The sequence below is a fragment of the Lysinibacillus sp. NPDC093190 genome (genome assembly GCF_050280425.1).
GTDB lineage: Bacteria > Bacillota > Bacilli > Bacillales_A > Planococcaceae > Lysinibacillus.
Genome location: NZ_JBNNVG010000008.1, coordinates 21,855 through 45,232 on the forward strand (window position 1 = coordinate 21,855; position 23,378 = coordinate 45,232).

A 23,378-nucleotide genomic window follows, 5' to 3' on the forward strand; every position below is an offset into this window, starting at 1 on the left:
AAATCCTAGTAAACTAATTAGTCTTTGAAAATAAGTTTTTCCATAATTCAAACATAATTTGGCCTAAGTTTGGGAACATACATATAGAATGCTCAATACGAATGTGGAGTGGTTAATATGAAACACACTATCCGAAATGTTTTTCAAATTTATAAACGTGATATCCATAATATCTTAACAAACTGGGTAGTTGCTGTCATTATTGGTGGGCTCATTTTTTTACCTTCTCTTTACGCTTGGCTCAATATCTATGCCTCTATGGATCCCTACGCTCATACAGCCAACATGAAAATTGCTATTGTTAATGAAGACACAGGAGCAAATGTTAGAGGAGAGGATATTAATGTCGGTAACGAGGTAGTAGACACTTTAGGTACCAATCAAAACTTTACTTGGGATTTTACCTCTCATGAACAAGCCATTGATAATTTAAAAAACGGTAACTATTTTGCGGTTATTGTTGTCCCTAGTGATTTTTCTCAAAAACTAACCTCCATCCTGTCAAATGTGCCTACTAAAGCGCATATCGACTATTATGTTAATGAAAAAATAAACCCAATCGCACCCAAAATTACAAGTAAAGGTGCTAGTGGTCTAACGCAACAAGTATCTAGTGAGTTTATCTCAACTGTCAATGGAACACTTTTTTCTATTTTTAATACGGTTGGTGTTGAGATGGAAAAGGAAATTCCAGATTTTAAGAAATTCGAAAATTACATTTTTACAATCGAACATCATCTTCCAGATATTGAAACATTTTTAACGAAATCTGCAAAGGGCGGCAAAGAAGCTGAAACATTACTTAATCATACGATTACCCAAGTTCCTGAGGTTGAAAAATTAACAAATGATGGCCTTACAACTATCCATCAAGGTTTAACATTGATTAATGAAGCTGATACACTGTTCAACCAGCTATCCCCTATCATAAAAAAAGATCTAGAATCTGTGCAAAATATTGCTCAACGATTTACAGATATAATAGGGAAACTACAAAATGCTAATGTAGATTCAGCTACGATTGCACAAATAAAGGAGACGATTAGAAATCAACTGGATGCATCCCGTGATAAAGTAAACTCTAGCATCCAAACACTTGAAGCACTTCAAAAATTAACACAAGCTGATGCTTCGACTCGTAAACAACTTGAAAACAAAGTACAAAACATCCTGACGGCACTACAGCAAAGCAATTCTGAAGATGTTAAGACGTTGCTAGCTAATAATAAAATTATTGCACAACTTGAAGCTATACGTGGAGATTTACAGGCAAATCCTAGTTTAACCGATTATTCCTTAAGCTCTCTAACAGCACTAAATCAGCTAAATACATTACTAACAGACGTCTCTAATAAAGTACAGCAATTAAATAATATTGATGTCGAAACGATAAAAAAAGATCTTGCCGATGTTCAAAATGTTGCACAAAATGCTTCAAACAATCTTCATCAATTCCTTACCCATTATAACGATAACCTAGAGCCACAAATTCATACGACCTTGGCTTCTGCGAAAAATACGTTAACAAATGCATCAACCATGCTAACAAATGTAAAAAGTCTTCTACCTCAAGCAACTGATCGTTTAACAAATGCTAAAAATATGTTAGCAACAGCTAATAAGACAATTGGTACAGTACAATCAGATTTTCCTGCTTTAAGTGCAAAAATTAAAGCTCTTGCAGACAAGCTGAGAAAATTGGAAAGCGAAGCTGATATTTCTGAAATCGTTCAATTATTGAAAAACGACGTTAACGCTGAGCGAGATTTCTTTGAGGAGCCTATTAAGCTTGAGGAACATAGAATGTTTCCAATTGCTAATTATGGAACAGCTATGACACCGTTTTACACTGTGCTTTCCATTTGGGTTGGTTGTTTATTATTAATTTCTCTTTTATCTGTAGATATTCACAACAATAATCAATATAGTATTCGCCAAATATACTTTGGACGTTTATTAACATTTGCAACTTTTTCATTTATTCAAACGCTCATTATTACAATAGGAGATATTGTTATTTTAGATGGATCCATTAGTGCTCCTTACTTCTTTATTCCATTTGGGTTATTTATTAGTTTAGTGTTTATTACAGTTGTCTATACGCTAGTATCCGTATTCGGAAATGTTGGAAAAGCGTTAGCCATTGTCATGTTAGTGCTGCAAATAGCTGGTTCGGGTGGCACATACCCTGTAGAATTACTACCTAATTTTTTCCAAATAATAAATCCATTTCTTCCTTTCACTTATGCAATTGGAATGATGCGAGAAGCAGTTGGTGGTATTATTTGGTCAAAGGTATGGGTTGATCTTGCCTTTTTATCTTTCTTCTGGCTCATTTTCATTCTATTTGGTTTCTTCTTGAAAAAATTACTGAGTGAGAAAATGGAACTTTTCATGAACAAAACACGCGGATTAGATATATTTCACTAATTTCCACTTGCGCTTCCTGTAAATGTTTAAGTGAACGATGTTATAATGGAAGTATTGTAAACATGTAGGAGGCGCTTTTGTTGAAAAAACTTCTATCTATTTTTGTTTTGTCGTTATTCGTGTTAAGTGCTTGTGGTGTCGATAAACAGGTTGTTGGAAAAAATCAGAGCGGAGCACAAAAAGAAGCTTCACATGAAGAACATGGAGATGCTTCTGGAGATATTCAGGAGGAAACTGCATCTGCTGATGTTTTACCATCGTTTTTAGATAATAAATCAGAAGATATCCGCTTAGTGTATCAAATTGCTGGACAGTCTACAGAAATTTTAGAGTGGATACCATGCTATTGTGGATGTGGTGAATCAGCTGGACATAAAAGCAATTTAAACTGCTTTATTCAGGAGAAGCGAGAGGACGGAACAATTGTCTGGGACGATCACGGTACCCGTTGTCTCGTTTGCTTAGAGATTGCTGTACAGTCTGCAAAAATGCATAAAGACGGTATGAGCCTGAAAGAAATTCGTCAAACAATTGATGAGACTTATAAAGAAGGCTACGCAAAACCAACACCGACTGATATGCCTGCTTAATAAAAAAACTCATCATAATGATGAGTTTTTTTGTTATTTAACAAGTTGTAACACCGTTTTAAAATGTGGATGATCTGCATGTTGAAGTAACTCGTATAAAATCATTTCCACGCTTGTAGGTAAAATTCCCAGTGCCTTCATTTTCTCAAGCCCGATCTCTTTATTGGCCTTTGTACGGGAGGACACTGCATCTGCAACAACTTCAACTTCAAATCCTTGTTCTTTTAGCTGTCGTGCTGTTTGATAGACACAAATATGTGTTTCGATACCTGTCACGATAAATTGAGAACGCCCACTTGCTTTCAATGCATCGACAAACTCTTGTTCCTGGCAAGCACTAAAAGCCATTTTAGCAATAGGTTGTTGACCTTGAATATGCTGAGCAATATTTAACGCAGTCCCACCTAAACGACTAGGATTTTGTTCGAGCCATAAAATAGGTACCTCCAATGCTTGCATAGCTTGTACCAGCTTTGCCACATTTTCAATCACCGCTTCACTATCATCAACAATTGTCGCTAACTTACCTTGTACATCAACGACAACTAAACACACTTCTTCTATTGTAAACATTTAAAACACCCCTTCTATCTGTATTCACAATTCATTATACCGAAAGTTACCTATTCATGTGGTAGGTTAGAAAAATTTCGGCCATCTAACTTAATCAGTCCTAGAAAAGCAGTCAATGTTGGCTGTTTTTTGTGTTCCTTTCTCTCTACCTAACTATCCCTTCTCAATGTATTAATCTATACCCTATAAGAGCTTAGACTACACCCGCAGAAAACGTCCTTCTGGAGTGGAATGTACAAGCGAGCACATATTTGATAGGAGAAATCCAATTTGAACAAACACGAACGTTTTATAATTCCAATGTTTAAGCAATGTGTAAATCGCGAAATATTAACTCATACATGCACATCCATTTTTCAGTTTGTTCGTATTTAAACCTAAATCGCTATTATGAATTTTACCTCAATTGTGTACATTTTGTTGCGAGCCTGTCATTATTCTGCTTGAATAGTGAGAATTTTATTTTTTCTCTTGAAAATTGAGTTATAATCCAGTAAAGTGCTTTTAACGGTCAGTATTCCGCTTAATCTATTATCTATAAATGAAAAAAGTTAGCTAGATGACTATGAACTGATTGTAAAAGGCCCGATAGATTCAATAACCAATTAGTAGAGGCTAAAAAACCTATAATTAAGGTTTAACCTTATAAAACCAAACAAGGAGTGTACCACTTTGACACAACGTGCATACAATTTTAACGCAGGCCCATCTGCCCTACCACTAGAAGTATTAGAAAAAGCCCAACAACAATTAGTAAACTTCCGTGACTCAGGCATGTCAATTATGGAAATGAGCCACCGCAGTGCCATTTTCGATGAAGTACATAATGAAGCAATTGCTTTATTGAAAAAGCTTTATGCTATCCCAGAAAACTATGAAGTCCTTTTCCTACAAGGTGGAGCTAGTCTTCAATTTACTATGATACCGATGAACTTCCTACAAGCAGATCAAAAAGCAAGCTATGTATTATCAGGTTCATGGTCTGAAAAAGCATTCAAAGAGGCTAAATTATTTGGTAAGCCCGTAGAAGCTGCTAGTACAAAAGAAAATCAATATCGCAATATCCCAGCTTTAGCAGATATTAAGTTCAATGAAGAGGATGCATATTTGCATATCACTTCAAACAATACGATTTACGGTACACAATGGAAAGAATTCCCTGAAACGGGTAATGTACCTTTAGTTGCCGATATGTCTAGTGATATTCTTTCTAAACCAGTCGATGTAAGTAAATTTGGTCTTATTTATGCAGGGGCTCAAAAAAATCTTGGTCCTTCTGGTGTAACAGTAGTCATTATTCGCAAAGATTTGTTAGAGAAAGCGAATAAAAATATTCCTACAATGCTTAAATATTCAACGCATGCTGACAGCAACTCTTTATACAATACACCTCCAACTTTTGGTATCTATATGTTAGGTGAAGTATTAAAATGGGTAGAATCAAAAGGCGGCGTTGCTGAAATTGCAAAGCATAACGAGTTAAAAGCAAAAGTAATTTATGATGCTATAGACAATAGCAACGGATTCTATACAGGTCATGCAACACCTGAAAGCCGTTCTTTAATGAATATCACTTTCCGAGTTGCTGATGAAGAGCTTGAAAAACAATTCCTTGTTGAAGCAAAAGCAGCAGGATTTGTAGGACTTAATGGACACCGTTCTGTAGGCGGCTGCCGTGCTTCTACTTACAACGCTGTACCGTTAGAGGCATGTGAAGCATTACGGGACTTTATGGTAGAATTCCAACAAAAACATCAATAATAAAAAGACCGACGAATGATTTACTTAACGTAATCATTCGTCTTTTTAATTTGCGGCAGAAGATAAATGCCCGTAAAGCAGCAAATACCTTTCTTTCAATATGTAAGAAAATAAATCTTTTTAAATGCCTAGCGGACATATTACCAATCTCTTTTCACTCAAAAATCATAGATTATTAGAGTGAGTCACAATAATAGTTGGTGGAGGCCTTTGTAACCTGATACACCTGCAATAACTCTAACATTGAAGCTACTTAGAAAAACATAGTTATTATTAAAGGGGTAGTTCCAAGTGAAACCTCACTTGAAACTACCCCTTTCTTCAAATATTGTCATGTCAAATTTTACAGAGTTTCATGCTTACACTCTGGACATTTACCATAGATCTCAAATTTATGATTTTCAATTTCATAGTCTGGTAGCTTTTCTCCAAGCATTTCCATAGGGCAGAGATTTAGCTCCTTAACATTGCCGCAATCCATACAAATAAAATGATGGTGATGATGTTCAGACTCACAATGCATACGGAAATTTCGCTCCCCAGATAACTCAGTTTCCTCCAATATTCCTAGCTTCACAAACGTTGCAAGGTTGCGATATATCGTATCGAAACTCATACCTGGAAAATCTTTTTTCAAAACATCTAATAAGTCTCGAGCAGTTAGATATTTATCTGTTGCTGCAAACATATCTAATATTAACTCCCGCTTATCTGTTTTTTTAAAGCCGTTATCTTTTAAAATTTCCCACGCTCTAGAAATATTCACTGCGCTACCTCCTCCCGTTTTGTAGCCATTTTAAATACTATTTTCTTCACTAGTATAACAAGTAACAAAATTAAGATAGAAGTGACGACAATTGTACCACCAGGTGCTAAATCTAAATAAAAGGCACTGACTAAACCGATTAACACAGCCGCTTCGCCAAAGACAATTGCATAGATGATTGTTTGCTTAAAGCCCTTTGCAAGTCGCATTGCAGCAGCCACTGGTAACGTCATAAGTGATGATACCAGTAAAATACCGACGATGCGCATACTTGCAGCAATAACAAGCGCTGTAACAATCATAAATAAGAGATGAATCCAACGTGCAGGCAGACCGCTAGCTTTTGCATATTCCTCATCGAAAGATAAAACAAAAAGTTCCTTAAAAAATATAAACAAAAAGATAATAACAACGACAGCAATTCCTACCACTACCCATAAATCCTGACGTGATACAGCTGACACTGAACCAAATAAATAGCTCATTAAATCCGTGCTAAAGCCACTTGCAAGCGAGATAAATATAGCACTAATACCAATCCCACCTGACATAATAATTGGAATGGCAAGCTCTTCATAGTGCTTATATAAACGTCTAAGACGCTCAATTAATATTGAACCACTGACAGAGGCCAGTATGCCTAAGTAAATTGGATTTAGCATTGCCAAGGCTGTAACAGATTGACTGATATATAAGCTTCCCGCTATACCTGCCAGTGTCACATGTGACAAGGCATCTGCAATAAGTGAAAGCCTGCGAACGACAATAAAAACACCTAGCAGCGGTGCCAATATGCCAATTAATAGCCCAGAGAAAAAGGCATTTTGTAAAAATTCATAGTTAAAAATTGCTTCGATCATTATGCCTTCTCCTTCTAGTGAATCTTTCTCACAGAATGGCCATACCATGCATCAAGCGCATCCTGAGAAATTGTATCAAATTCATTTTTGTAACCGTGGAAGTGGATTGTTTGATTTAAACATGCCACATGACTGATACGGTTCGATACTGTATCAACATCGTGTGTTACAAGAATCATTGTAATTCCCTGTTCCCGATTCAATTTCGCCAGCATATCATAAAATGACTGCACATTCTCATGATCAATGCCGACAGTTGGTTCATCTAATATTAATAGCCTCGGTTCACTAACTAATGCTCTTGCAATAAAGACACGTTGCTGTTGCCCACCAGATAATTCACCAATATTACGATTCATAAATGCTTCCATTCCAACAGCTTTTAATGCTTCTAACACTTTTTCTTTCGCATCTCGTCCAGGTCTTTTAAATAATCCTAATTTTTTGGATAATCCACTTTTCACTACTTCTTGGACGGTTGCTGGAAACCCTGAATTGAAGGCATTAGATTTTTGTGACACATACCCTATCCATTCACGATGCTTAAAAGTCGTACTTGGTTCACCAAATAGCTTTATTTCTCCTGACATTGGTTTTAGTAACCCTAAAATAATTTTTAATAATGTAGATTTCCCTGACCCGTTCGGACCGAGAAGTGCTAAAAAATCTCCCTCTTCTACACGGAAAGAGATATTTTTTAATACTTGAGTATAGTCATATTGAAATGACACGTTTTCAATATCAATTAATGATTTTTTCATGTATGCTCTCTTCTTTCTAATTCAAAATCATTACGATTTACAAATTGTAAGTATAAATGAAAGTACAGTTTTTGTAAAGAAAATAAGATTGCTATTCTACTGTTAATATTTCAAGTTGTTATAGACATTGATTCTGACACATTAATGTGAAGGTTTTCATAGCTGTCACGACGTTCGCAAGAATGATTTTGTTTCAAGAAACTAAACAACTTTAAAAGGAGGATTAGCTTTGAGTATTCAATTTTTACAGCAATTAACACAAAGTAGTGATAAGGAAGTTGTTGCGATTGCACGTGCTGAAGGATTTGAAATTACTACTTCTGAAGTAAGAAAACTCCGGCCTTATTTGGAGCAATTCTCATTTACGTGGCTCTTTTTAGGTATTCCAAAAGATATTCTTGTAGAGGTTGAAGCTGTTTTAGGTAGAAAGCGTTCCAGACAACTAATTGCATTGTTTACGAAATAAAAGAAAGGCCCGAAAATCAGTCTTATGCTAGCTGATTTCGGGCTTTTTATTCTATCCTCTTAGAGCATCGATTAACTCTGGTTTAAACTCGCCATTACGAAGCATTTCAATTTCATGTTTATAAGGAGCCGATTTTGATTTGGCATCACTATTTAATGCAACATATGGTGTTTCTAGGATTTTAGGAACCTCCATTAATTGTGGATGATGCACAATATTTTTTAATGCATCAAAGCCAATATGACCGAAGCCAATATTTTCGTGACGGTCTTTTCCTGCACCACGGACATTTTTTGAATCATTGATATGCAGGACTTTGATACGATCAACACCTATTAGTTTATCAAACTCATTTAAAACGCCATCAAAATCTTCTACAATATTATAACCAGCGTCATGAGTATGGCATGTATCAAAGCATACTGAAAGACGCTCATTATGTGTTACACCATCTATAATTTTAGCAAGCTCTTCAAAGGAACGACCACATTCAGTTCCCTTTCCCGCCATTGTCTCTAATGCGATTTGTACAGGATAATCCTGTGACAATACTTCGTTTAAACCTTCAATAATCTTGGCAATACCTGCGTCTGCTCCCGCACCTACATGGGCACCTGGATGTAAAACAATTTGTGTTGCTTCCAACGCCGCTGTACGTTCGATTTCAGTTTGTAAAAAATCTACACCTAGACGGAAAGTTTCAGGTTTTTCTGTGTTCGCAATATTTATAATGTATGGAGCATGGACAACAATATTCGTCATACCATGCTCTTTCATGTGTAATAAACCGTTCATAATATTGAGGTCAGCAATTGCCTTACGACGAGTGTTTTGCGGTGCTCCTGTATAAATCATAAAGGTATTTGCCCCATATGAAAGGGCCTCTTTACTTGATCCGAGCAGCATTTCTTTTCCGCTCATTGAAACATGTGATCCAAGTAGCATTTGAATGCCTCCTTATTTTTTACCGCGAGCTTTTAAACGACGTTCACGTTTTTTAACTTTTTCCATTTCCCATTTCATATTACGCTTGTAGCCTGGTTTTACTTTTTTCGGCTTACGCACTAATGCTTTTGCTTTTGCATCGATTTCATTTTCATGCTTCACACGATTTTTACGTGCATGGCGATCTTTTAGTTCAGACCATTCGCCATCTTTTACATCTTTTTGAACCAATGGAATGCCCATTTTCTCAACACGTACTACTGCATCCTCATCTGATGGCTCAAACAAAGTGATAGCAGTTCCTTTATTCCCTGCACGCGCTGTACGTCCCACACGATGAATAAAGAATTCTAAGTCCTCTGGAATTTCGTAGTTAATGACATGTGAAATTCCTTGAATATCGATACCACGCGCTGCAAGATCTGTTGCAACGATATATTGATAGTCCAAATCTCGAATTTGCTTCATCATCTTCTTACGATCACGTGGACTTAAATCACCATGTATTTGACCACAACGAATCCCGTTTTCATTTAAGAAGCCTGCAACATGCTCTGCAGTTTTGCGTGTATTGGTGAAAATTACCGCTAAAAATGGGTTGATTCCTTCAATGACATCCAACAAACGTTTGTTACGTGATTTAGAACGCACTGGTACAAGCACAAAGTCAATTCCTTCTGCGACCGGGCGTTTATCGTTCATTTGGATATGAACAGGTGCTTCCATATATTTTTTTAAGAAAGGCTGAAGCTTTTCTGGAATTGTTGCTGAGAATACAAACATTTCAAGCTTTTCTGGCATTTGGGAAGCAAAACCATCGATTTCTTCTATGAAGCCCATATCGAAGGCTAAATCCGCCTCGTCGACAACTAACATTGACGTCGTATGCACAAATAACGCTTGCGCTGAAACTAGATCACGAATACGTCCTGGTGTCCCGACAACAATTTGTGGTTGGGTTTTTAACTTATCAATGGAGCGTTGTTTGTCCGTACCTCCAATAAATAGTTTCGCTTGAATAGTTGTTCCTTCTATTAATTGATTTAACGCATCAAAAATCTGTTGCGCAAGCTCACGTGTAGGTGACGTAATAACAGCTTGTACTTCCTGCTTGTCAGCATTAATTCGTTGTACAATCGGAATTAAAAAACTATGTGTTTTTCCCGTCCCTGTATGTGCTTGTCCGATTGCACTCTTGCCTTTTAAAAGTAACGGAATGATTTCCTTTTGAATCGGCGTTGGTTCTGTAAAGCCAAGTCTTGCAATTGCGTCCTGCAAAAATGGCTGAAAATTATAATCAGTATATTTTGACATAATTCGTTCCTCCTAACATCTTTCCCATTGTATCATGATTCAACTTGTAGGTATATTAACGTCCTATTATCTAAAGCATGAACATAATTTTATATTTTTATCATAACTGTAGCGAAGCCCTTATCAAAGTTACTCGAAATGCAGTAAATATGCAATAAATTTTGCCTTGGCGTAATTGCGTCCGACATGGAAAGCGCCCATTCGGAGTGAAAATCAACCTTTTTTAATACACTTTATTTTATATTTATTATTTTTTCGACAAACTGAAGTGCTAAAACGCTGTTAAAAAAAGTAAAAAATTAGTTTTTTTCATGTCAATTTATTGTTAACTAATGCCTTGAAGAATTACCATATGTTACGATAAAAATGTAAGATACTAGAGGAGGTTGACTTATTATGAAAGCAGCAAGATGGTATAAAGCAAAAGACATCCGTGTAGAAAACATTGAAGAACCAGTAATTTCACCTGGAAAAGTAAAAATTAAAGTACATTGGACAGGGATTTGTGGTAGTGATTTACATGAGTACGCAGCTGGTCCAATATTCATTCCAGTGGAACAACCTCACTATGTAAGTAAAGATATTGCGCCAATTGTTATGGGACATGAGTTCTCTGGTGAAGTTGTAGAAATTGGCGAAGGTGTTACAAAAGTACATGTAGGAGATCCTGTAGTTGTAGAACCTATTCTTGCATGTGGCGAATGTGCAGCTTGCAAAAAAGGAAAGTACAATATTTGTAAACACTTAGGGTTCCACGGTCTTTCTGGCGGTGGCGGAGGTTTCTCTGAATATACAATGGTAGATGAAAAAATGGTACACAAAATGCCAGAGGGTCTTTCCTATGAACAAGGTGCACTTGTTGAACCAGCGGCAGTAGCATTACATGCAGTTCGTCAAAGTAAACTAAAGGCTGGAGATACAGCAGCTGTCTTTGGTACTGGGCCAATCGGTCTTCTTGTAATCGAGGCATTGCGTGCTGCTGGAGCAGCCGAAATTTATGCGGTAGAGCTTTCTGCAGAGCGTGCTGCCAAAGCATTAGAGCTTGGCGCTACAGCAGTTATTAATCCTAAAGATGAGGATGCAGTAGCTCGTCTACATGAATTAACAAGTGGCGGCGTAGATGTTGCATTTGAAGTAACTGGTGTTCCTGTAGTGTTACAGCAAGCTATTGATTCAACAACATTTGAAGGTGAAACAATTATCGTTTCGATTTGGGAAAATGCAGCTTCTATTCTACCTAACAATCTCGTACTAACAGAGCGTTCTGTAAAAGGCATTATTGCTTATCGCGATATTTTCCCAGCCGTTATGGAATTAATGAAACAAGGCTACTTCCCTGCCGAAAAACTTGTTACGAAACGAATTGTTCTTGATGAAGTCGTAACAGAAGGCTTCGAGGCACTAATGAAAGAAAAAAATCATATTAAAATCCTTGTAAATTCACAAGCTTAATTTATTTATAGCGACAGGTAGAGAAAACTAAGAAGCTTTTCTCTACCTGTTTTTGATTTTGTTAACCCTCTTTTTTCTCCATTTTTTTCATAATATCTAGATTGGCCATTAGGTAGTTCATCTTATTTTCTCCAAAAATTCCTAACGTACGTTTTTCTGTATTTACTTCTATAATTTTTTCAATCTCATCCTTGGAAAGCCCACTTGCTTGGACAATTCGTTCGACTTGTATTTCTGCTGCCTTCACACTAATATGTGGATCCAACCCTGAGCCTGAGGCAGTCATTAAATCAGCAGGTATGTCTTGTCGTTTTACGGATGGGTTTTCTAGTAAAAACTTCTCAATATCTGCTTCGATTCGTTTCTTTAATTTTGGATTGGATGGTGCAAAGTTAAAAGTTCCAGAGCTAACACCACTATAGTTCACCTGGCCATTTTCGTCTGGGATCGTATCCTCTTTCGTATAGACATTATAGTTAACAGAGGAGACACGCCCCCAGAAATATTCCGGTGTAGTAAAAGCTTGACCGATTAATTCTGAACCTACTACTTCACCATCCGTCTCTATTAAACTACCATTTGCTTTATGATGAAATAACCCTTGGGCTAATGCAGTCACTGCAAACGGGTATATAAAACCACATAAAACGAACATTGTTATTGTGATAAGTAATGCCTGCTTTGAGTTCTCAAAAAACTTTCGCATATACCTTCCTCCTATAAACCAAACGTATGGAATAGTGGCCCAACTAATATATCAATCAACTTAATACCAATAAAAGGAGCAATAATACCGCCAACGCCATAAACAAGTAAATTTTTATTTAATAATTTTTCAGCACTCATCGGCTGATACTTAACCCCCTTCATTGCAATAGGTATTAATAGCGGTATGATCACTGCGTTAAAAATTAAAGCAGAAATAATCGCACTTGAAGGAGATTTGAGATTCATAATGTTTAATGCACTCATCTCAGGGACAGCAACCATTAACATAGCTGGGATAATGGCAAAATATTTTGCGATATCGTTTGCAATACTAAATGTTGTTAAGGCACCGCGAGTCATCAGCAATTGCTTCCCAATCTCTACAACTTCAATAATTTTAGTTGGATTTGAATCTAAATCGACCATATTAGCAGCTTCCTTCGCTGCATTCGTTCCTGAATTCATGGCAAGCCCTACATTCGCCTGTGCCAGTGCTGGCGCATCATTCGTACCGTCACCAGTCATAGCTACAACTTTCCCCTGTGCCTGCTCATCTTTAATAACTTGAATTTTATCTTCTGGCTTACTTTCTGCAATAAAGCTATCTACTCCAGCTTCCTTAGCGATAGCTGCTGCAGTTAATGGATTATCTCCTGTACACATGACCGTTTTAATGCCCATGGCACGAAGCTGATCAAAGCGTTCCTTAAGTCCAGCCTTTACGACATCCTTTAAGTAAATAACACCCAAAATTTTATCGTTTAACGCTACTACTAGTGGTGTTCCGCCAACAGAAGATACTTGTTGAATCAGCTGTTCCAAATTTGTAGGAATGCTATGACCTGCCTTTATGCTCTCTTTTTTTATCGTATCATAGGCTCCTTTTCGAATTTTTGTGCCATCCTTCATATCTAAACCACTCATACGAGTCTGTGCGGTAAAAGGAATATGTTCACTTGATTTGATAATGTTTTCTTCATCATCAGTATTCACTCCTAATTCACAAGCGAGTGACAAAATAGACTTTCCTTCAGGTGTATCATCTGTTAAAGAACTAAGCCATGCAGCTTGCATTAAATCTTTACTTTCCACCCCTTTTACTGGGAGAAATTCAGCTGCCATGCGATTTCCGTAAGTAATAGTTCCTGTTTTATCTAAGATTAAAGTATCTACATCTCCACACGCCTCTACGGCTCTTCCAGACATCGCAATAACGTTAAACTGTGTAACCCTATCCATTCCAGCAATACCGATTGCCGACAATAATCCACCAATCGTTGTAGGAATTAAACAAACTGTCAGGGCAATTAATGTTGCGATAGAAATCGGTACATTTAAATAAGTTGTCATCGGATAAAGTGTCACAACAACTAATAAGAAAATAATCGTTAAGCTTACTAAAAGTGTATTGAGTGCTATCTCATTTGGTGTCTTTTTACGACTAGCTCCTTCAATGAGCGTGATCATTTTATCTAAAAAAGATTCTCCAGGCATCGAGGTAATTTCGATCATCAACCAATCACTCGTAACAGTCGTACCACCTGTAACTGATGAAAAATCGCCACCTCGCTCCTTTACAACAGGCGCTGATTCACCTGTTATCGCCGATTCATCAACTGTAGCAATTCCTTCAATGACTTCTCCATCATTTGGAATAACCTCTCCTGCCTGAACTAAAACAATATCACCCTTTTTTAATTCATGTGCCTGTTTAAGTATTTCAGAACCATCACTAAGTAAAACACGTGCCTGTGTAACTGTTTTAGTATTTTTTAACGTTTGAACCTGTGCCTTTCCTCGTCCTTCAGCAATCGACTCAGCAAAGTTTGCAAATAGAATAGTTACAAAAAGAATGACAGCGACGATCGCATTAAACAATCGATCATGTTCTCCTAGCCCGCTACCAAGCATATTCGGAAAGAGGGTTAATAGCAGGACAAACATAAACCCTACTTCTACTACAAACATAACTGGATTTTTTAGCATATATAGTGGACTAAATTTCTTTAAAGCATCTAGAATCGAGCTTTTTAGCATATTGCCCGTCATCAAATCTTTTCTTGCTGTTTCCATAGGTGTCTCTCCTTATTAAAAATCAATTTCGCCTTGGCGTAATTGCGTCCGGATTTTGAATTGTGCCCGGGCCTGCACGACGCAGGTCAGTTAGCCGTTTTCGCAGGATGCGAAGGTTTTAGGCTAACATCCTTTATTCATTCCTTTCAAAATCCGTGACATCCGCCGGAGGCTTAGGTCAACAGATGTTTTTTGCGCGAAAGCGTAGTGCTAACGCAGCGGCAGCAGCAAATGTTTTCTGTGCGAAAGCGTAGTGCTAACGCAGCGGCAGCAGCAAATGTTTTCTGTGCGAATGCGCAGTGCTAACGTAGCGTCAGCAGCATGATGTTGGTCACTCAGTCATTGCCACAGGACGTGGCGTTCTTAGACTGAGTTCCTCTATTTCAGTAGTTATTTAAAAGGAACCACATCCGCATTCATCTCACCACATTCAGAAGACGGGAGTCTTCAGCTGAATGAAGATAAAGTTGTAAGTGCTCTGTAATTGGCCCGAGTGCTAATGCCGGTAAAAATGTAAGAGCACCAATCATTAAAACGATAGCAACAAGTAAAAATGTGAAAATAGTATTATCTGTTCTCAATGTTCCCACCGAATCACTGTGAAACATTTTTTTCGCAAGTAGAGACGCTATAGCTAGTTGAATAATGATCGTCAAATAACGTCCGAAGAACATTGCAAGCCCTGTCGTCACATTCCAAAATGTTGAGTTGTCAGCTAATCCTTCAAAACCTGAGCCATTGTTAGCAGAGGCTGAGGCAAATTCATATAGAACTTGAGATAAACCATGTGCACCTGGATTCGTTATGGCTGCTACTCCTGACGGTGTTAGTACTGCAAGTGCTGAAAATAGCAAAATAATAGCAGGATGGATTAGAATACAAAGCGCAATTAGCTTCATTTCCTTCTCCTCAATTTTCTTACCTAAAAACTGAGGTGTTCGACCAATCATCAAACAGGCAATAAAAATTGTTAATAACACATACATCATCATGTTCATCAGGCCGACTCCCTTGCCTCCAAACACAACATTTAGCATCATATTAAACATCGGTACTAGACCACCAAGCGGCGTTAATGTATCATGCATATTGTTGACAGACCCAGTTGTAAAAGCAGTTGTCACTGTCGTAAATAACGCTGATTGTGCCACCCCAAAGCGCATCTCTTTTCCTTCCATACTACCAAGCTCCTGTGCAATTCCGAGCTCACTAATGATCGGATTACCAGCTCTCTCCGCAACATACACCGTCACCAATCCAACTAGGAATAGCGCACTCATTGCCACAAAAATGGCTAGCCCTTGCTTTCCAAAGATAGTTTTCCTTTTTCCATATGCAACCATTAAACTAAATGCAACTACACAAGCACCTGGTAATAGCATCATAGATAGCATTTCCACAATATTAGAAATGACCGTTGGGTTTTCGAAAGGTGTTGTTGAATTCGCCCCATTAAAGCCACCACCATTTGTTCCTATATGCTTGATAGATTCAAGAGAAGCTACAGGTCCAAGTGCAATATCTTGTAATTTACCTTCTATTGTTTGTACCGTTTTATTCGCACTTAAGGTTTGTGGTGAACCTTGAGATACTAAAATAATAGCAACTACAATAGATATAGGCATTAACACACGTGTGATAACACGCACAAAATCCACGAAGAAATTGCCAATAGTGTCGGTTTTAGCAACGAGACGACGGCAGAACGCCATACAAGCCGCATAACCAGTAGCTGCAGATGTAAACATCATAAAGATAATGATTAGCATCTGTGATAAATAACTTAGTCCTGATTCGCCACTATAGTGCTGAAGATTTGTATTCGTCATAAATGAAATAATGGTATTAAACGAAAGTGTTGCTTCCATATTGTCAATATCATTTGGGTTTAAAAACAACATCGCTTGAATTCGTAAAAGAACATATCCAATAAACACCATAAAGGCATTCGACAAAATTAATGAAAGAATATACTGTTTACCAGTCATGTCTCCTTGCTTAATGCCACATAACTTATAAATAACTGCATCAAATCTATCCATTATTGGATCAAGCCATGTTTTTTGTTGCATTGTCACTCGAAATAGATAGTGACCAGTTAAAATAACGATTGGTAAAGAAATAATTAATACGATGGCGATTTGCCACATACCGCAATACCTCCTATAAGCCTATTAATAGTTTTCAGGATAAAGTAATGCATGCCCTAGATAACCAAAAAGGAACACAAGTACAATCCCCATAACAATCCACATTTTTTATTCCTCCTTACTTTTCATCGACTAACTTGTAGCACCAAGCTGTTAATGCATCTAGACATGTAAAGCTTATAATGAGTAAGCCAATCATATAAAAGTCCATCAATCGAAACACCCCTTCTCTAATTTGGATGCTCTCATCATACTGACTTTTAAATTAATGTAGTGTTAGGAAATCGCTTTTCCTATTAAGAAACTATAAAGAGGGAAAATCTTAATACTTTCTTAATGGAAGATAACGCTATAATACAAATGAGGTGAAAGAGGATGGAAAATACACGTCCAACTCCAGAGACGTTTTTAGCGAGGCTTCAACAGGAAGAACAATTTATAGGGAAGCTAAAGATTTTTCTTGGTTATGCTGCTGGAGTAGGTAAAACTTATGCAATGCTAGATGCAGCACATCAAGCACAAAAACTTGGTAAAGATGTGGTAGTTGGCTATGTAGAACCACATCCTCGTCCAGATACGTTAGCTTTACTCGAAGGACTTGAGCAAGTCCCTACGAAAAAAATAATTTATAAAGGGAAACCTTTTCAGGAATTAGATATTGATGAAGTACTGAAGCGCAAACCGGAAATTGTCCTTATTGATGAATTGGCACATACCAATGTTCCAACAATGCGTCACAAGAAACGTTTTGGAGATGTAGAGGAATTACTTGCAAAAGGTATTCATGTCTATACAACCGTAAATATTCAACATATTGAAAGCCTACACGATATAGTAGAAGAAATAACCGGGATAAAAGTACGAGAGCGTATTCCAGATTATTTGATTGATCAAGCCGCACAAATAAAAATTGTCGATATTGAACCAGATGAGTTAATCCAGCGCCTACTAGAAGGCAAAATTTATATAAGACAACAAGCTGAAAAAGCGTTGCAATCTTTTTTTCGTAAACAAAATTTAGTATCGCTTCGAGAAATTGCACTACGGAGAGCTGCTGATACGATTAACTATAAGCAGGTAAACAGCGACGAATCTATCAAGCATCATGTACAAATCGAAGAGCATTTACTTGTTGGTATTAGTAGCTCTCCTACAAATGCCAAGGTTATTCGAACTACCGCGCGACTAGCACAGGCATTACACGGGAAATTTACAGCTCTTTACGTACAAAACGTACATGAACATGATAGGAATAACGCAAATTCTGAAAGACTTCAGCAGCATATAAAGCTTGTTGAACAGCTTGGCGGTCATGTCGTAATCGTTCAGGAAGATGATGTAGCTGCTGCTCTTGCCAACTACGCACAAATTAGTGGTGTCACCAAATTAGTCCTCGGTAGAACTAGCATGAGAAAAAAATGGTGGCGACCAAACACAAAAATTAGTGATCGACTCAACGAATTAGTGCCGAATTTAGCCATACATATAGTGCCAGATCAGGAAAACGAACAATTCTACTTCCCTACTATAAAAAATAAGCTGTCATTTGAATGGCTTGATTTATTAAAAATGGCTATAGTGTTTGGCATAGCATCAGTTGTCGGGCTATATTTTTACACAATTGGTGTCAGCGACTCGAACATTATCACTATCTACATTTTAGGTGTTTTAATTCTTGCCATTTGGTCATCAGGATGGATGATGAGCATTATTAGCTCCATCATAGCCGTACTACTTTTTAATTATTTTTTTACAGAACCACGATTTTCATTTAACGCCTATCATCGCGACTATCCGATGACCTTTGTGATCATGTTCCTTTCAGGAGTGATTACAAGTAGCTTAACGAAAAAAATAAAGGAGCAAACCATTGTAGCTGTTCGTAAATCTTATAGAATGGAGGTGCTCCTTGATACAAATCGTAGGCTTCAACATGCTAAGTCAATAGAAGAAATTATTACTGAAGGCATGTCACAAATCGTTAAATTAGTAGAAAAGCCAGTACAATTTTTTGAAATAGAAAATAACTTAATTGTGAACTCTATTTTTTTCCGTACCGAGAGCATATCTAGTATTGAAAATAAGAAGATAGCTTCCCTCTTTGAGAATCCGAATGAGCATGGTGTAGTAAGCTGGGTTATCAATAATAAGCATGTAGCAGGCGTATCCACTGATATATTTCCTGAGGTGAATGCCTACTATTTACCGGTTATTTCAAATGGGAGTGTTAAAGGCGTTATTGGTATTGCCCTGTCAAAGCAATCACCATTACCTGCATTTGAGCGTAATATTTTGCATGCCATTATTAATGATTTTTCATTCGCACTTGATAAATGGTATTTACAAAAACTCAATGCAGAAGTAGCTAGAGAAGCTGAAATGGAACAAATGCGAGCAAACCTTTTGCGCGCCGTTTCTCATGATTTAAGAACACCACTAACTGCTATTTCCGGTAATGCAGATATATTACTATCCAGTGCATCTCAAATTCGTGAGGATGAAAAAAGCAAAATATATGAGGATATTTATAAAAATTCGAAATGGCTTGTACAAATGGTTGAAAACTTACTTGCTGTGTCTAAGTTAGAAGATGGACAATTTGCAATGGAGATGCAATTGGAACTTGTAGAAGATATTATTCAAGAAGCACTAACGCATGTTGTTCGTCTAAACAATACACATGAAATATCCTATCATATTGAACCAGAATTTTTATTTGCTGTAATGGATGCACGACTGATTATTCAAGTTCTAATTAATATTATTGATAATGCATTGACTTACACACCATCAGGTAGTGTTATTACTATAAAGGTCAATGAATCTGAACGTTTCGTACACTTTAGCATTGCAGATGATGGCCCGGGCATTGATGATGCTATAAAAAGCAGCCTTTTTGAGCCATTTACTACCGGAAAAGTACAGCGTAGCGATAGTCGAAGAGGCTTAGGATTAGGCTTAGCTCTATGTCAAACTATTTTAAAATTACATGGTAGTGAAATAACAGTTTCGGATAATAGACCAAAAGGAACGGTTTTTAATTTCGCTCTAAAAAAAGGAAACTTATCATCAAAAGTTGGGGATGACATTTGTTAAAACGTATGCCATCTATATGAGTTGGTTGAAGCGAAGACTGGGCGACTCCTTCGGATAAGTCGGACGCCCTAGGAAAGCGCTCAGTCGTAGCGGAAATCAACCCTTCACGATGGTGATAAACTAAAAAGGAGTAGTGTAATTCGATGAATAAACGAATTCTAGTAGTAGAAGACGATATAGCCATTGGCAATTTAATTAAAATGACATTAGCTACTCAGCAGTATGAATTCGACATTGCACGAGATGGTCATAGTGCTCTACAAAAGGCTCTTGCCATGAATCCAGACGTTATTATTTTGGATTTAGGACTACCAGACATAGACGGCGTCGAGCTTATAACGAAAATTAGAAGCTGGACTCAAACACCTATTATCGTTGTTAGTGCACGCGGCGAAGAGTACGATAAAATCAATGCTTTAGATGCCGGTGCAGACGATTATGTTACAAAGCCTTTCAGTGTTGAAGAGCTATTAGCCCGAATTCGAGTAGCTTTGAGAAGAATGTCGTTTGAGCATCAGCAAGAAAATGAACCTTCTGTCTTTGTAAATGGTCACTTACAAATAAACTATGCGGCAAATACAGTGTTTGTAAATAAAAAAGAAGTACATTTGACGCCTATTGAATATAAGCTCTTGGTTATTTTATCAAAGCATGTCGGCAAAGTTTTAACGCATAATTTTATTTTAAAGGAAGTTTGGCACAACGCACTTCAATCGGATGTTCCAAGTCTAAGGGTTTTTATGGCTACTCTTCGAAAGAAAATAGAGAACAATCCAGCTAACCCAAAGTTAATCCAGACACATGTCCGCGTTGGGTATAGAATGCTTCGTTGTCACGATGAAGAATAAGGTTTGATTTTACTTTAACTCTGCTATTCCAATATTACTTTCAACAGTAAACTTATTATTGATACACTAGATAAAAAATGATAAGATTTTTTTGATAATGATTATCACTCACAAGAAAGTAGGTAGATCTTATGAACCTTCACGCGGTTCAATTGGGAGAAAAAGTTACAGTAAAAGATCTACAGCAAATTGACTCTCTTTTATGTAAACGATTAAATGCTTTTGGTATAAAAGAAGGCTGTCAAGTTTGTATGGTCCAAAAAGGATGGTTTTCTGGAGCTTGTATTTTGGAATGCCAAGGACAGAAAATCGGACTTAGAAAAAAAGATTTAATGGATATAAAGGTCGAACAAGTATGAATAGATTAGCTTTAATAGGAAACCCCAATATCGGCAAAACATCATTGTTCAATACGTTGACAAATTCGTATGAATACGTTGGCAATTGGAGTGGTGTAACCGTTGAAAAAAAAGTAGGACAAGTAAAAAAACTACAAAAAGAAATTATTGATTTACCTGGTGTCTATACACTTAACCCGATTTCAAGAGATGAAAGTGTTGTGACTTCATTTTTACTTGAAGATCAGGTAGATGGAATTTTAAATATTATCGATGCCTCTAATTTCGAACGAAATATGCAATTAACTGTAGATATACTTGAACTTAGAAAACCTGTTTTCATTTGTTTAAATATGATAGACGTAGCGAAAAAGAAAGGCATTTCAATTGATGTCGAAAAATTACAGAGTTCTCTAGGAGTACCTGTTATTCCAATAAGCGCTCGTACTGGGAAAGGTGTCGAAGGTATTTATGCCGCGATTCAAGCCTCAGATCATACTCAACAACGTTTTACATTAACCTATGATGATCTAATTGAAGAAGGTATCGCAAAAATTGAAGCATTGTTACAGCATATTCCTGAAGAACAAAGAAGATGGTGTACGATTCAATTTTTAATGGGAAATGACGCTGTTGACGCTTATTTGAAAGAGAAGGAATACTTTGAACAGCTAGCTTCAATACGAGATGCTTTAGAGAAGCAAATAGGTGAACCATTAAATAAAACTATTGCTAAAAAACGTGATTTATATATTTCTAACATCTATAGCGAAGTAATTATACAAGAGAAAAGTGAAACACAATGGTCAGAGAAAATTGATAAAATTCTAACACATCCAATTTTAGGTGTTCCAATTTTCTTAGCGCTTATGTTTTTAATGTTTCAAGCAACGTTTGCGTGGATCGGTACCCCACTTTCTGATTTCCTAGATGGCATTGTAGGAGGCCCTCTTACAGATACTGTTACTCAGGGATTAGAAGCTATTGGTGCAGCTCCTTTTATTGTTCATTTAATATGTGATGGAATAATTGCAGGTGTTGGCGGTGTTTTAGTTTTCATTCCGCAAATCTTTGTACTATTTTTCTTTATTTCTCTATTAGAAGATTCAGGGTATATGGCGAGAATCGCTGTTGTGATGGATCGCCTTATGGAATTTTTCGGTTTAAACGGCAAAGCCTTTATTCCGATGATTGTAAGCTTTGGATGTAATGTTCCAGGTGTAATGGCTGCGAGAACAATTGAACAGCCAAGAGAACGACTATTAACAATTCTTGTTGCGCCGTTTATGAGTTGCTCAGCAAGGTTACCTGTATATGCTTTGTTCGGTGCAGCATTCTTTTCTGCACATCAATCGTTAGTAGTATTCTCCCTTTATGTAATGGGTATAGTGATAGCGCTTATTGTAACAAAAATATTATCAATGACAATTTTAAAAAATGAAACCTCTGTATTTTTTGTTGAGTTACCAGCCTATCATGTACCACAACTTAAAACACTTTGGCGTTCCACTTGGGAAAAAGGGAAAGGATTTTTCCGCAAAGCTGGTACTATTATCTTTGCTGGCTCCGTTATTATTTGGCTTCTTTCTTATTTAGGACCACATGGCGCTAACGTCAATATGGATGACAGCTTTTTAGCAATTATTGGGGGCGCTTTTGGTGTGTTGTTTATCCCACTTGGCTTTGGAACATGGCAAGCCGGTGCATCTCTTATTGCTGGATTCCTGGCAAAAGAAGTAATTGTTTCGACAATGGCGATTATTTATGGCGTAAGTGAAGGTGTCTTATCCTCTACAATGACAACTCATTTTACTGCTTTAAGCGCCTATACATTCTTGGCCTTTGTTTTACTTTACATGCCTTGTTTAGCCACAGTAGGCGCAATAAAAAGGGAAACACAGTCTGTGAAATGGACTTTATTTGCAACCATATATCCATTTGTTGTAGCTTATATTATTGCACTTATGATTTATGGTATCGGGAACTTATTCATGTGAGGTGTAAAGAATGACTTTATTGATTAATATCTTAATCGGTTGCATTATATTTGGCTATGCAGGTATTACCTTATATAAGAGCATTAAGAAACAGAAGAAGGGTAAATGCGCATCATGCTCATTACAGAAGAGTTGCTCTTCTAACGTTTGTGTCCCTCCTTCTAAACTGAAAGATATTTCCCATAAATAAATTTGTAGAAAAATATAGCGAGGTAATTCCAAATGGTTAATTCATTTGGAAACTACCTCG

Annotated in this window: 19 protein-coding genes; 10 read left to right on the forward strand and 9 right to left on the reverse strand. The window is 37.0% G+C overall.

Annotation, left to right across the window (positions count from 1 at the left end):
- The first annotated feature begins 117 nt into the window (after positions 1–117).
- On the forward strand, positions 118–2,430 hold the full coding sequence (locus ACQKOF_RS08520) for a YhgE/Pip family protein (RefSeq protein ID WP_427555473.1): 2,313 nt from the start codon (positions 118–120) through the stop codon (positions 2,428–2,430).
- Between the two features lie 80 nt (positions 2,431–2,510).
- Positions 2,511–3,020, forward strand: coding sequence for a PCYCGC motif-containing (lipo)protein (locus ACQKOF_RS08525; RefSeq protein WP_427555476.1), 510 nt, complete (start codon positions 2,511–2,513; stop codon positions 3,018–3,020).
- Positions 3,021–3,053: 33 nt separating this feature from the next.
- Here the strand turns inward: ACQKOF_RS08525 and ACQKOF_RS08530 are convergent, their stop codons facing one another.
- On the reverse strand, positions 3,054–3,593 hold the full coding sequence (locus ACQKOF_RS08530) for a hydrolase (RefSeq protein ID WP_427555478.1): 540 nt from the start codon (positions 3,591–3,593) through the stop codon (positions 3,054–3,056).
- A gap of 672 nt (positions 3,594–4,265) precedes the next feature.
- Here ACQKOF_RS08530 and serC point away from each other — a divergent pair.
- Positions 4,266–5,354, forward strand: coding sequence for a 3-phosphoserine/phosphohydroxythreonine transaminase (gene serC / locus ACQKOF_RS08535; RefSeq protein ID WP_427555480.1), 1,089 nt, complete (start codon positions 4,266–4,268; stop codon positions 5,352–5,354).
- A gap of 343 nt (positions 5,355–5,697) precedes the next feature.
- On the opposite strand, the gene ACQKOF_RS08540 is transcribed toward serC, so the two are convergent.
- From ACQKOF_RS08540 to ACQKOF_RS08550, 3 genes are read right to left on the reverse strand one after another with little or no spacing between them, the layout of a single operon-like run.
- The gene (locus tag ACQKOF_RS08540; protein ID WP_427555482.1) at positions 5,698–6,120 is read right to left on the reverse strand and encodes a Fur family transcriptional regulator; all 423 of its coding nucleotides are present in this window, start codon (positions 6,118–6,120) and stop codon (positions 5,698–5,700) included.
- Positions 6,117–6,980: a metal ABC transporter permease gene (locus tag ACQKOF_RS08545; RefSeq protein WP_370042946.1), complete on the reverse strand. Its 864-nt coding sequence runs from the start codon at positions 6,978–6,980 to the stop codon at positions 6,117–6,119. Before ACQKOF_RS08545 ends, ACQKOF_RS08540 begins: the two co-directional genes overlap by 4 nt.
- A gap of 14 nt (positions 6,981–6,994) precedes the next feature.
- Entirely contained in the window at positions 6,995–7,741 is a 747-nt protein-coding gene (locus tag ACQKOF_RS08550) for a metal ABC transporter ATP-binding protein (RefSeq protein ID WP_053484616.1), read from the reverse strand.
- A 229-nt stretch (positions 7,742–7,970) separates the two neighbouring features.
- Here ACQKOF_RS08550 and ACQKOF_RS08555 point away from each other — a divergent pair, with 229 nt between their 5' ends.
- Complete coding sequence (locus ACQKOF_RS08555; RefSeq protein WP_053484617.1) at positions 7,971–8,207, forward strand: Nif11 family protein; 237 nt, start codon at positions 7,971–7,973, stop codon at positions 8,205–8,207.
- A gap of 51 nt (positions 8,208–8,258) precedes the next feature.
- On the opposite strand, the gene ACQKOF_RS08560 is transcribed toward ACQKOF_RS08555, so the two are convergent.
- Positions 8,259–9,152 carry a deoxyribonuclease IV gene (locus ACQKOF_RS08560; RefSeq protein ID WP_427555486.1) on the reverse strand — a complete coding sequence of 298 codons (894 nt, stop codon included), beginning with the start codon at positions 9,150–9,152 and terminating at the stop codon, positions 8,259–8,261.
- A gap of 12 nt (positions 9,153–9,164) precedes the next feature.
- Positions 9,165–10,466 (reverse strand): DEAD/DEAH box helicase, encoded by a 1,302-nt coding sequence (locus tag ACQKOF_RS08565; RefSeq protein WP_427555488.1) that lies wholly within the window; start codon positions 10,464–10,466, stop codon positions 9,165–9,167.
- Between the two features lie 396 nt (positions 10,467–10,862).
- Here ACQKOF_RS08565 and ACQKOF_RS08570 point away from each other — a divergent pair, with 396 nt between their 5' ends.
- Entirely contained in the window at positions 10,863–11,918 is a 1,056-nt protein-coding gene (locus ACQKOF_RS08570; protein ID WP_427555490.1) for a 2,3-butanediol dehydrogenase, read from the forward strand.
- 61 nt (positions 11,919–11,979) lie between these two features.
- Here the strand turns inward: ACQKOF_RS08570 and kdpC are convergent, their stop codons facing one another.
- From kdpC to kdpA, 3 genes are all read right to left on the reverse strand, one after another.
- The gene (gene kdpC / locus ACQKOF_RS08575) at positions 11,980–12,624 is read right to left on the reverse strand and encodes a potassium-transporting ATPase subunit KdpC (RefSeq protein ID WP_427555492.1); all 645 of its coding nucleotides are present in this window, start codon (positions 12,622–12,624) and stop codon (positions 11,980–11,982) included.
- Between the two features lie 11 nt (positions 12,625–12,635).
- The gene (kdpB, locus tag ACQKOF_RS08580; protein ID WP_427555494.1) at positions 12,636–14,699 is read right to left on the reverse strand and encodes a potassium-transporting ATPase subunit KdpB; all 2,064 of its coding nucleotides are present in this window, start codon (positions 14,697–14,699) and stop codon (positions 12,636–12,638) included.
- Between the two features lie 416 nt (positions 14,700–15,115).
- A complete protein-coding gene (kdpA, locus tag ACQKOF_RS08585) occupies positions 15,116–16,849 on the reverse strand; it encodes a potassium-transporting ATPase subunit KdpA (protein WP_427555496.1) in 1,734 nt (577 codons plus the stop codon).
- 375 nt (positions 16,850–17,224) lie between these two features.
- Between kdpA and ACQKOF_RS08590 the strand changes: the two genes are divergently transcribed.
- From ACQKOF_RS08590 to ACQKOF_RS08610, 5 genes are all read left to right on the forward strand, one after another.
- Positions 17,225–19,945 (forward strand): DUF4118 domain-containing protein, encoded by a 2,721-nt coding sequence (locus ACQKOF_RS08590; protein ID WP_427555499.1) that lies wholly within the window; start codon positions 17,225–17,227, stop codon positions 19,943–19,945.
- Between the two features lie 143 nt (positions 19,946–20,088).
- Positions 20,089–20,793 (forward strand): response regulator transcription factor, encoded by a 705-nt coding sequence (locus ACQKOF_RS08595; RefSeq protein WP_427555502.1) that lies wholly within the window; start codon positions 20,089–20,091, stop codon positions 20,791–20,793.
- A 131-nt stretch (positions 20,794–20,924) separates the two neighbouring features.
- Entirely contained in the window at positions 20,925–21,152 is a 228-nt protein-coding gene (locus ACQKOF_RS08600) for a FeoA family protein (RefSeq protein ID WP_427555505.1), read from the forward strand.
- On the forward strand, positions 21,149–23,128 hold the full coding sequence (gene feoB, locus ACQKOF_RS08605; RefSeq protein ID WP_427555508.1) for a ferrous iron transport protein B: 1,980 nt from the start codon (positions 21,149–21,151) through the stop codon (positions 23,126–23,128). Before ACQKOF_RS08600 ends, feoB begins: the two co-directional genes overlap by 4 nt.
- A gap of 10 nt (positions 23,129–23,138) precedes the next feature.
- The gene (locus tag ACQKOF_RS08610) at positions 23,139–23,318 is read left to right on the forward strand and encodes a FeoB-associated Cys-rich membrane protein (protein WP_427555510.1); all 180 of its coding nucleotides are present in this window, start codon (positions 23,139–23,141) and stop codon (positions 23,316–23,318) included.
- Positions 23,319–23,378 lie beyond the last annotated feature (60 nt).

Coding starts and splice junctions, on each gene's coding strand:
- ACQKOF_RS08550 (WP_053484616.1), bottom strand. CDS start 7,741: ATGAAAAAATCATTAATTGATATTGAAAACGTGTCATTTCAATATGAC.
- feoB (WP_427555508.1), top strand. CDS start 21,149: ATGAATAGATTAGCTTTAATAGGAAACCCCAATATCGGCAAAACATCA.
- ACQKOF_RS08595 (WP_427555502.1), top strand. CDS start 20,089: ATGAATAAACGAATTCTAGTAGTAGAAGACGATATAGCCATTGGCAAT.
- ACQKOF_RS08565 (WP_427555488.1), bottom strand. CDS start 10,466: ATGTCAAAATATACTGATTATAATTTTCAGCCATTTTTGCAGGACGCA.
- kdpB (WP_427555494.1), bottom strand. CDS start 14,699: ATGGAAACAGCAAGAAAAGATTTGATGACGGGCAATATGCTAAAAAGC.
- kdpA (WP_427555496.1), bottom strand. CDS start 16,849: ATGTGGCAAATCGCCATCGTATTAATTATTTCTTTACCAATCGTTATT.
- ACQKOF_RS08530 (WP_427555478.1), bottom strand. CDS start 3,593: ATGTTTACAATAGAAGAAGTGTGTTTAGTTGTCGTTGATGTACAAGGT.
- ACQKOF_RS08600 (WP_427555505.1), top strand. CDS start 20,925: ATGAACCTTCACGCGGTTCAATTGGGAGAAAAAGTTACAGTAAAAGAT.
- ACQKOF_RS08545 (WP_370042946.1), bottom strand. CDS start 6,980: ATGATCGAAGCAATTTTTAACTATGAATTTTTACAAAATGCCTTTTTC.
- ACQKOF_RS08570 (WP_427555490.1), top strand. CDS start 10,863: ATGAAAGCAGCAAGATGGTATAAAGCAAAAGACATCCGTGTAGAAAAC.
- kdpC (WP_427555492.1), bottom strand. CDS start 12,624: ATGCGAAAGTTTTTTGAGAACTCAAAGCAGGCATTACTTATCACAATA.
- ACQKOF_RS08520 (WP_427555473.1), top strand. CDS start 118: ATGAAACACACTATCCGAAATGTTTTTCAAATTTATAAACGTGATATC.
- ACQKOF_RS08590 (WP_427555499.1), top strand. CDS start 17,225: ATGGAAAATACACGTCCAACTCCAGAGACGTTTTTAGCGAGGCTTCAA.
- ACQKOF_RS08560 (WP_427555486.1), bottom strand. CDS start 9,152: ATGCTACTTGGATCACATGTTTCAATGAGCGGAAAAGAAATGCTGCTC.
- ACQKOF_RS08610 (WP_427555510.1), top strand. CDS start 23,139: ATGACTTTATTGATTAATATCTTAATCGGTTGCATTATATTTGGCTAT.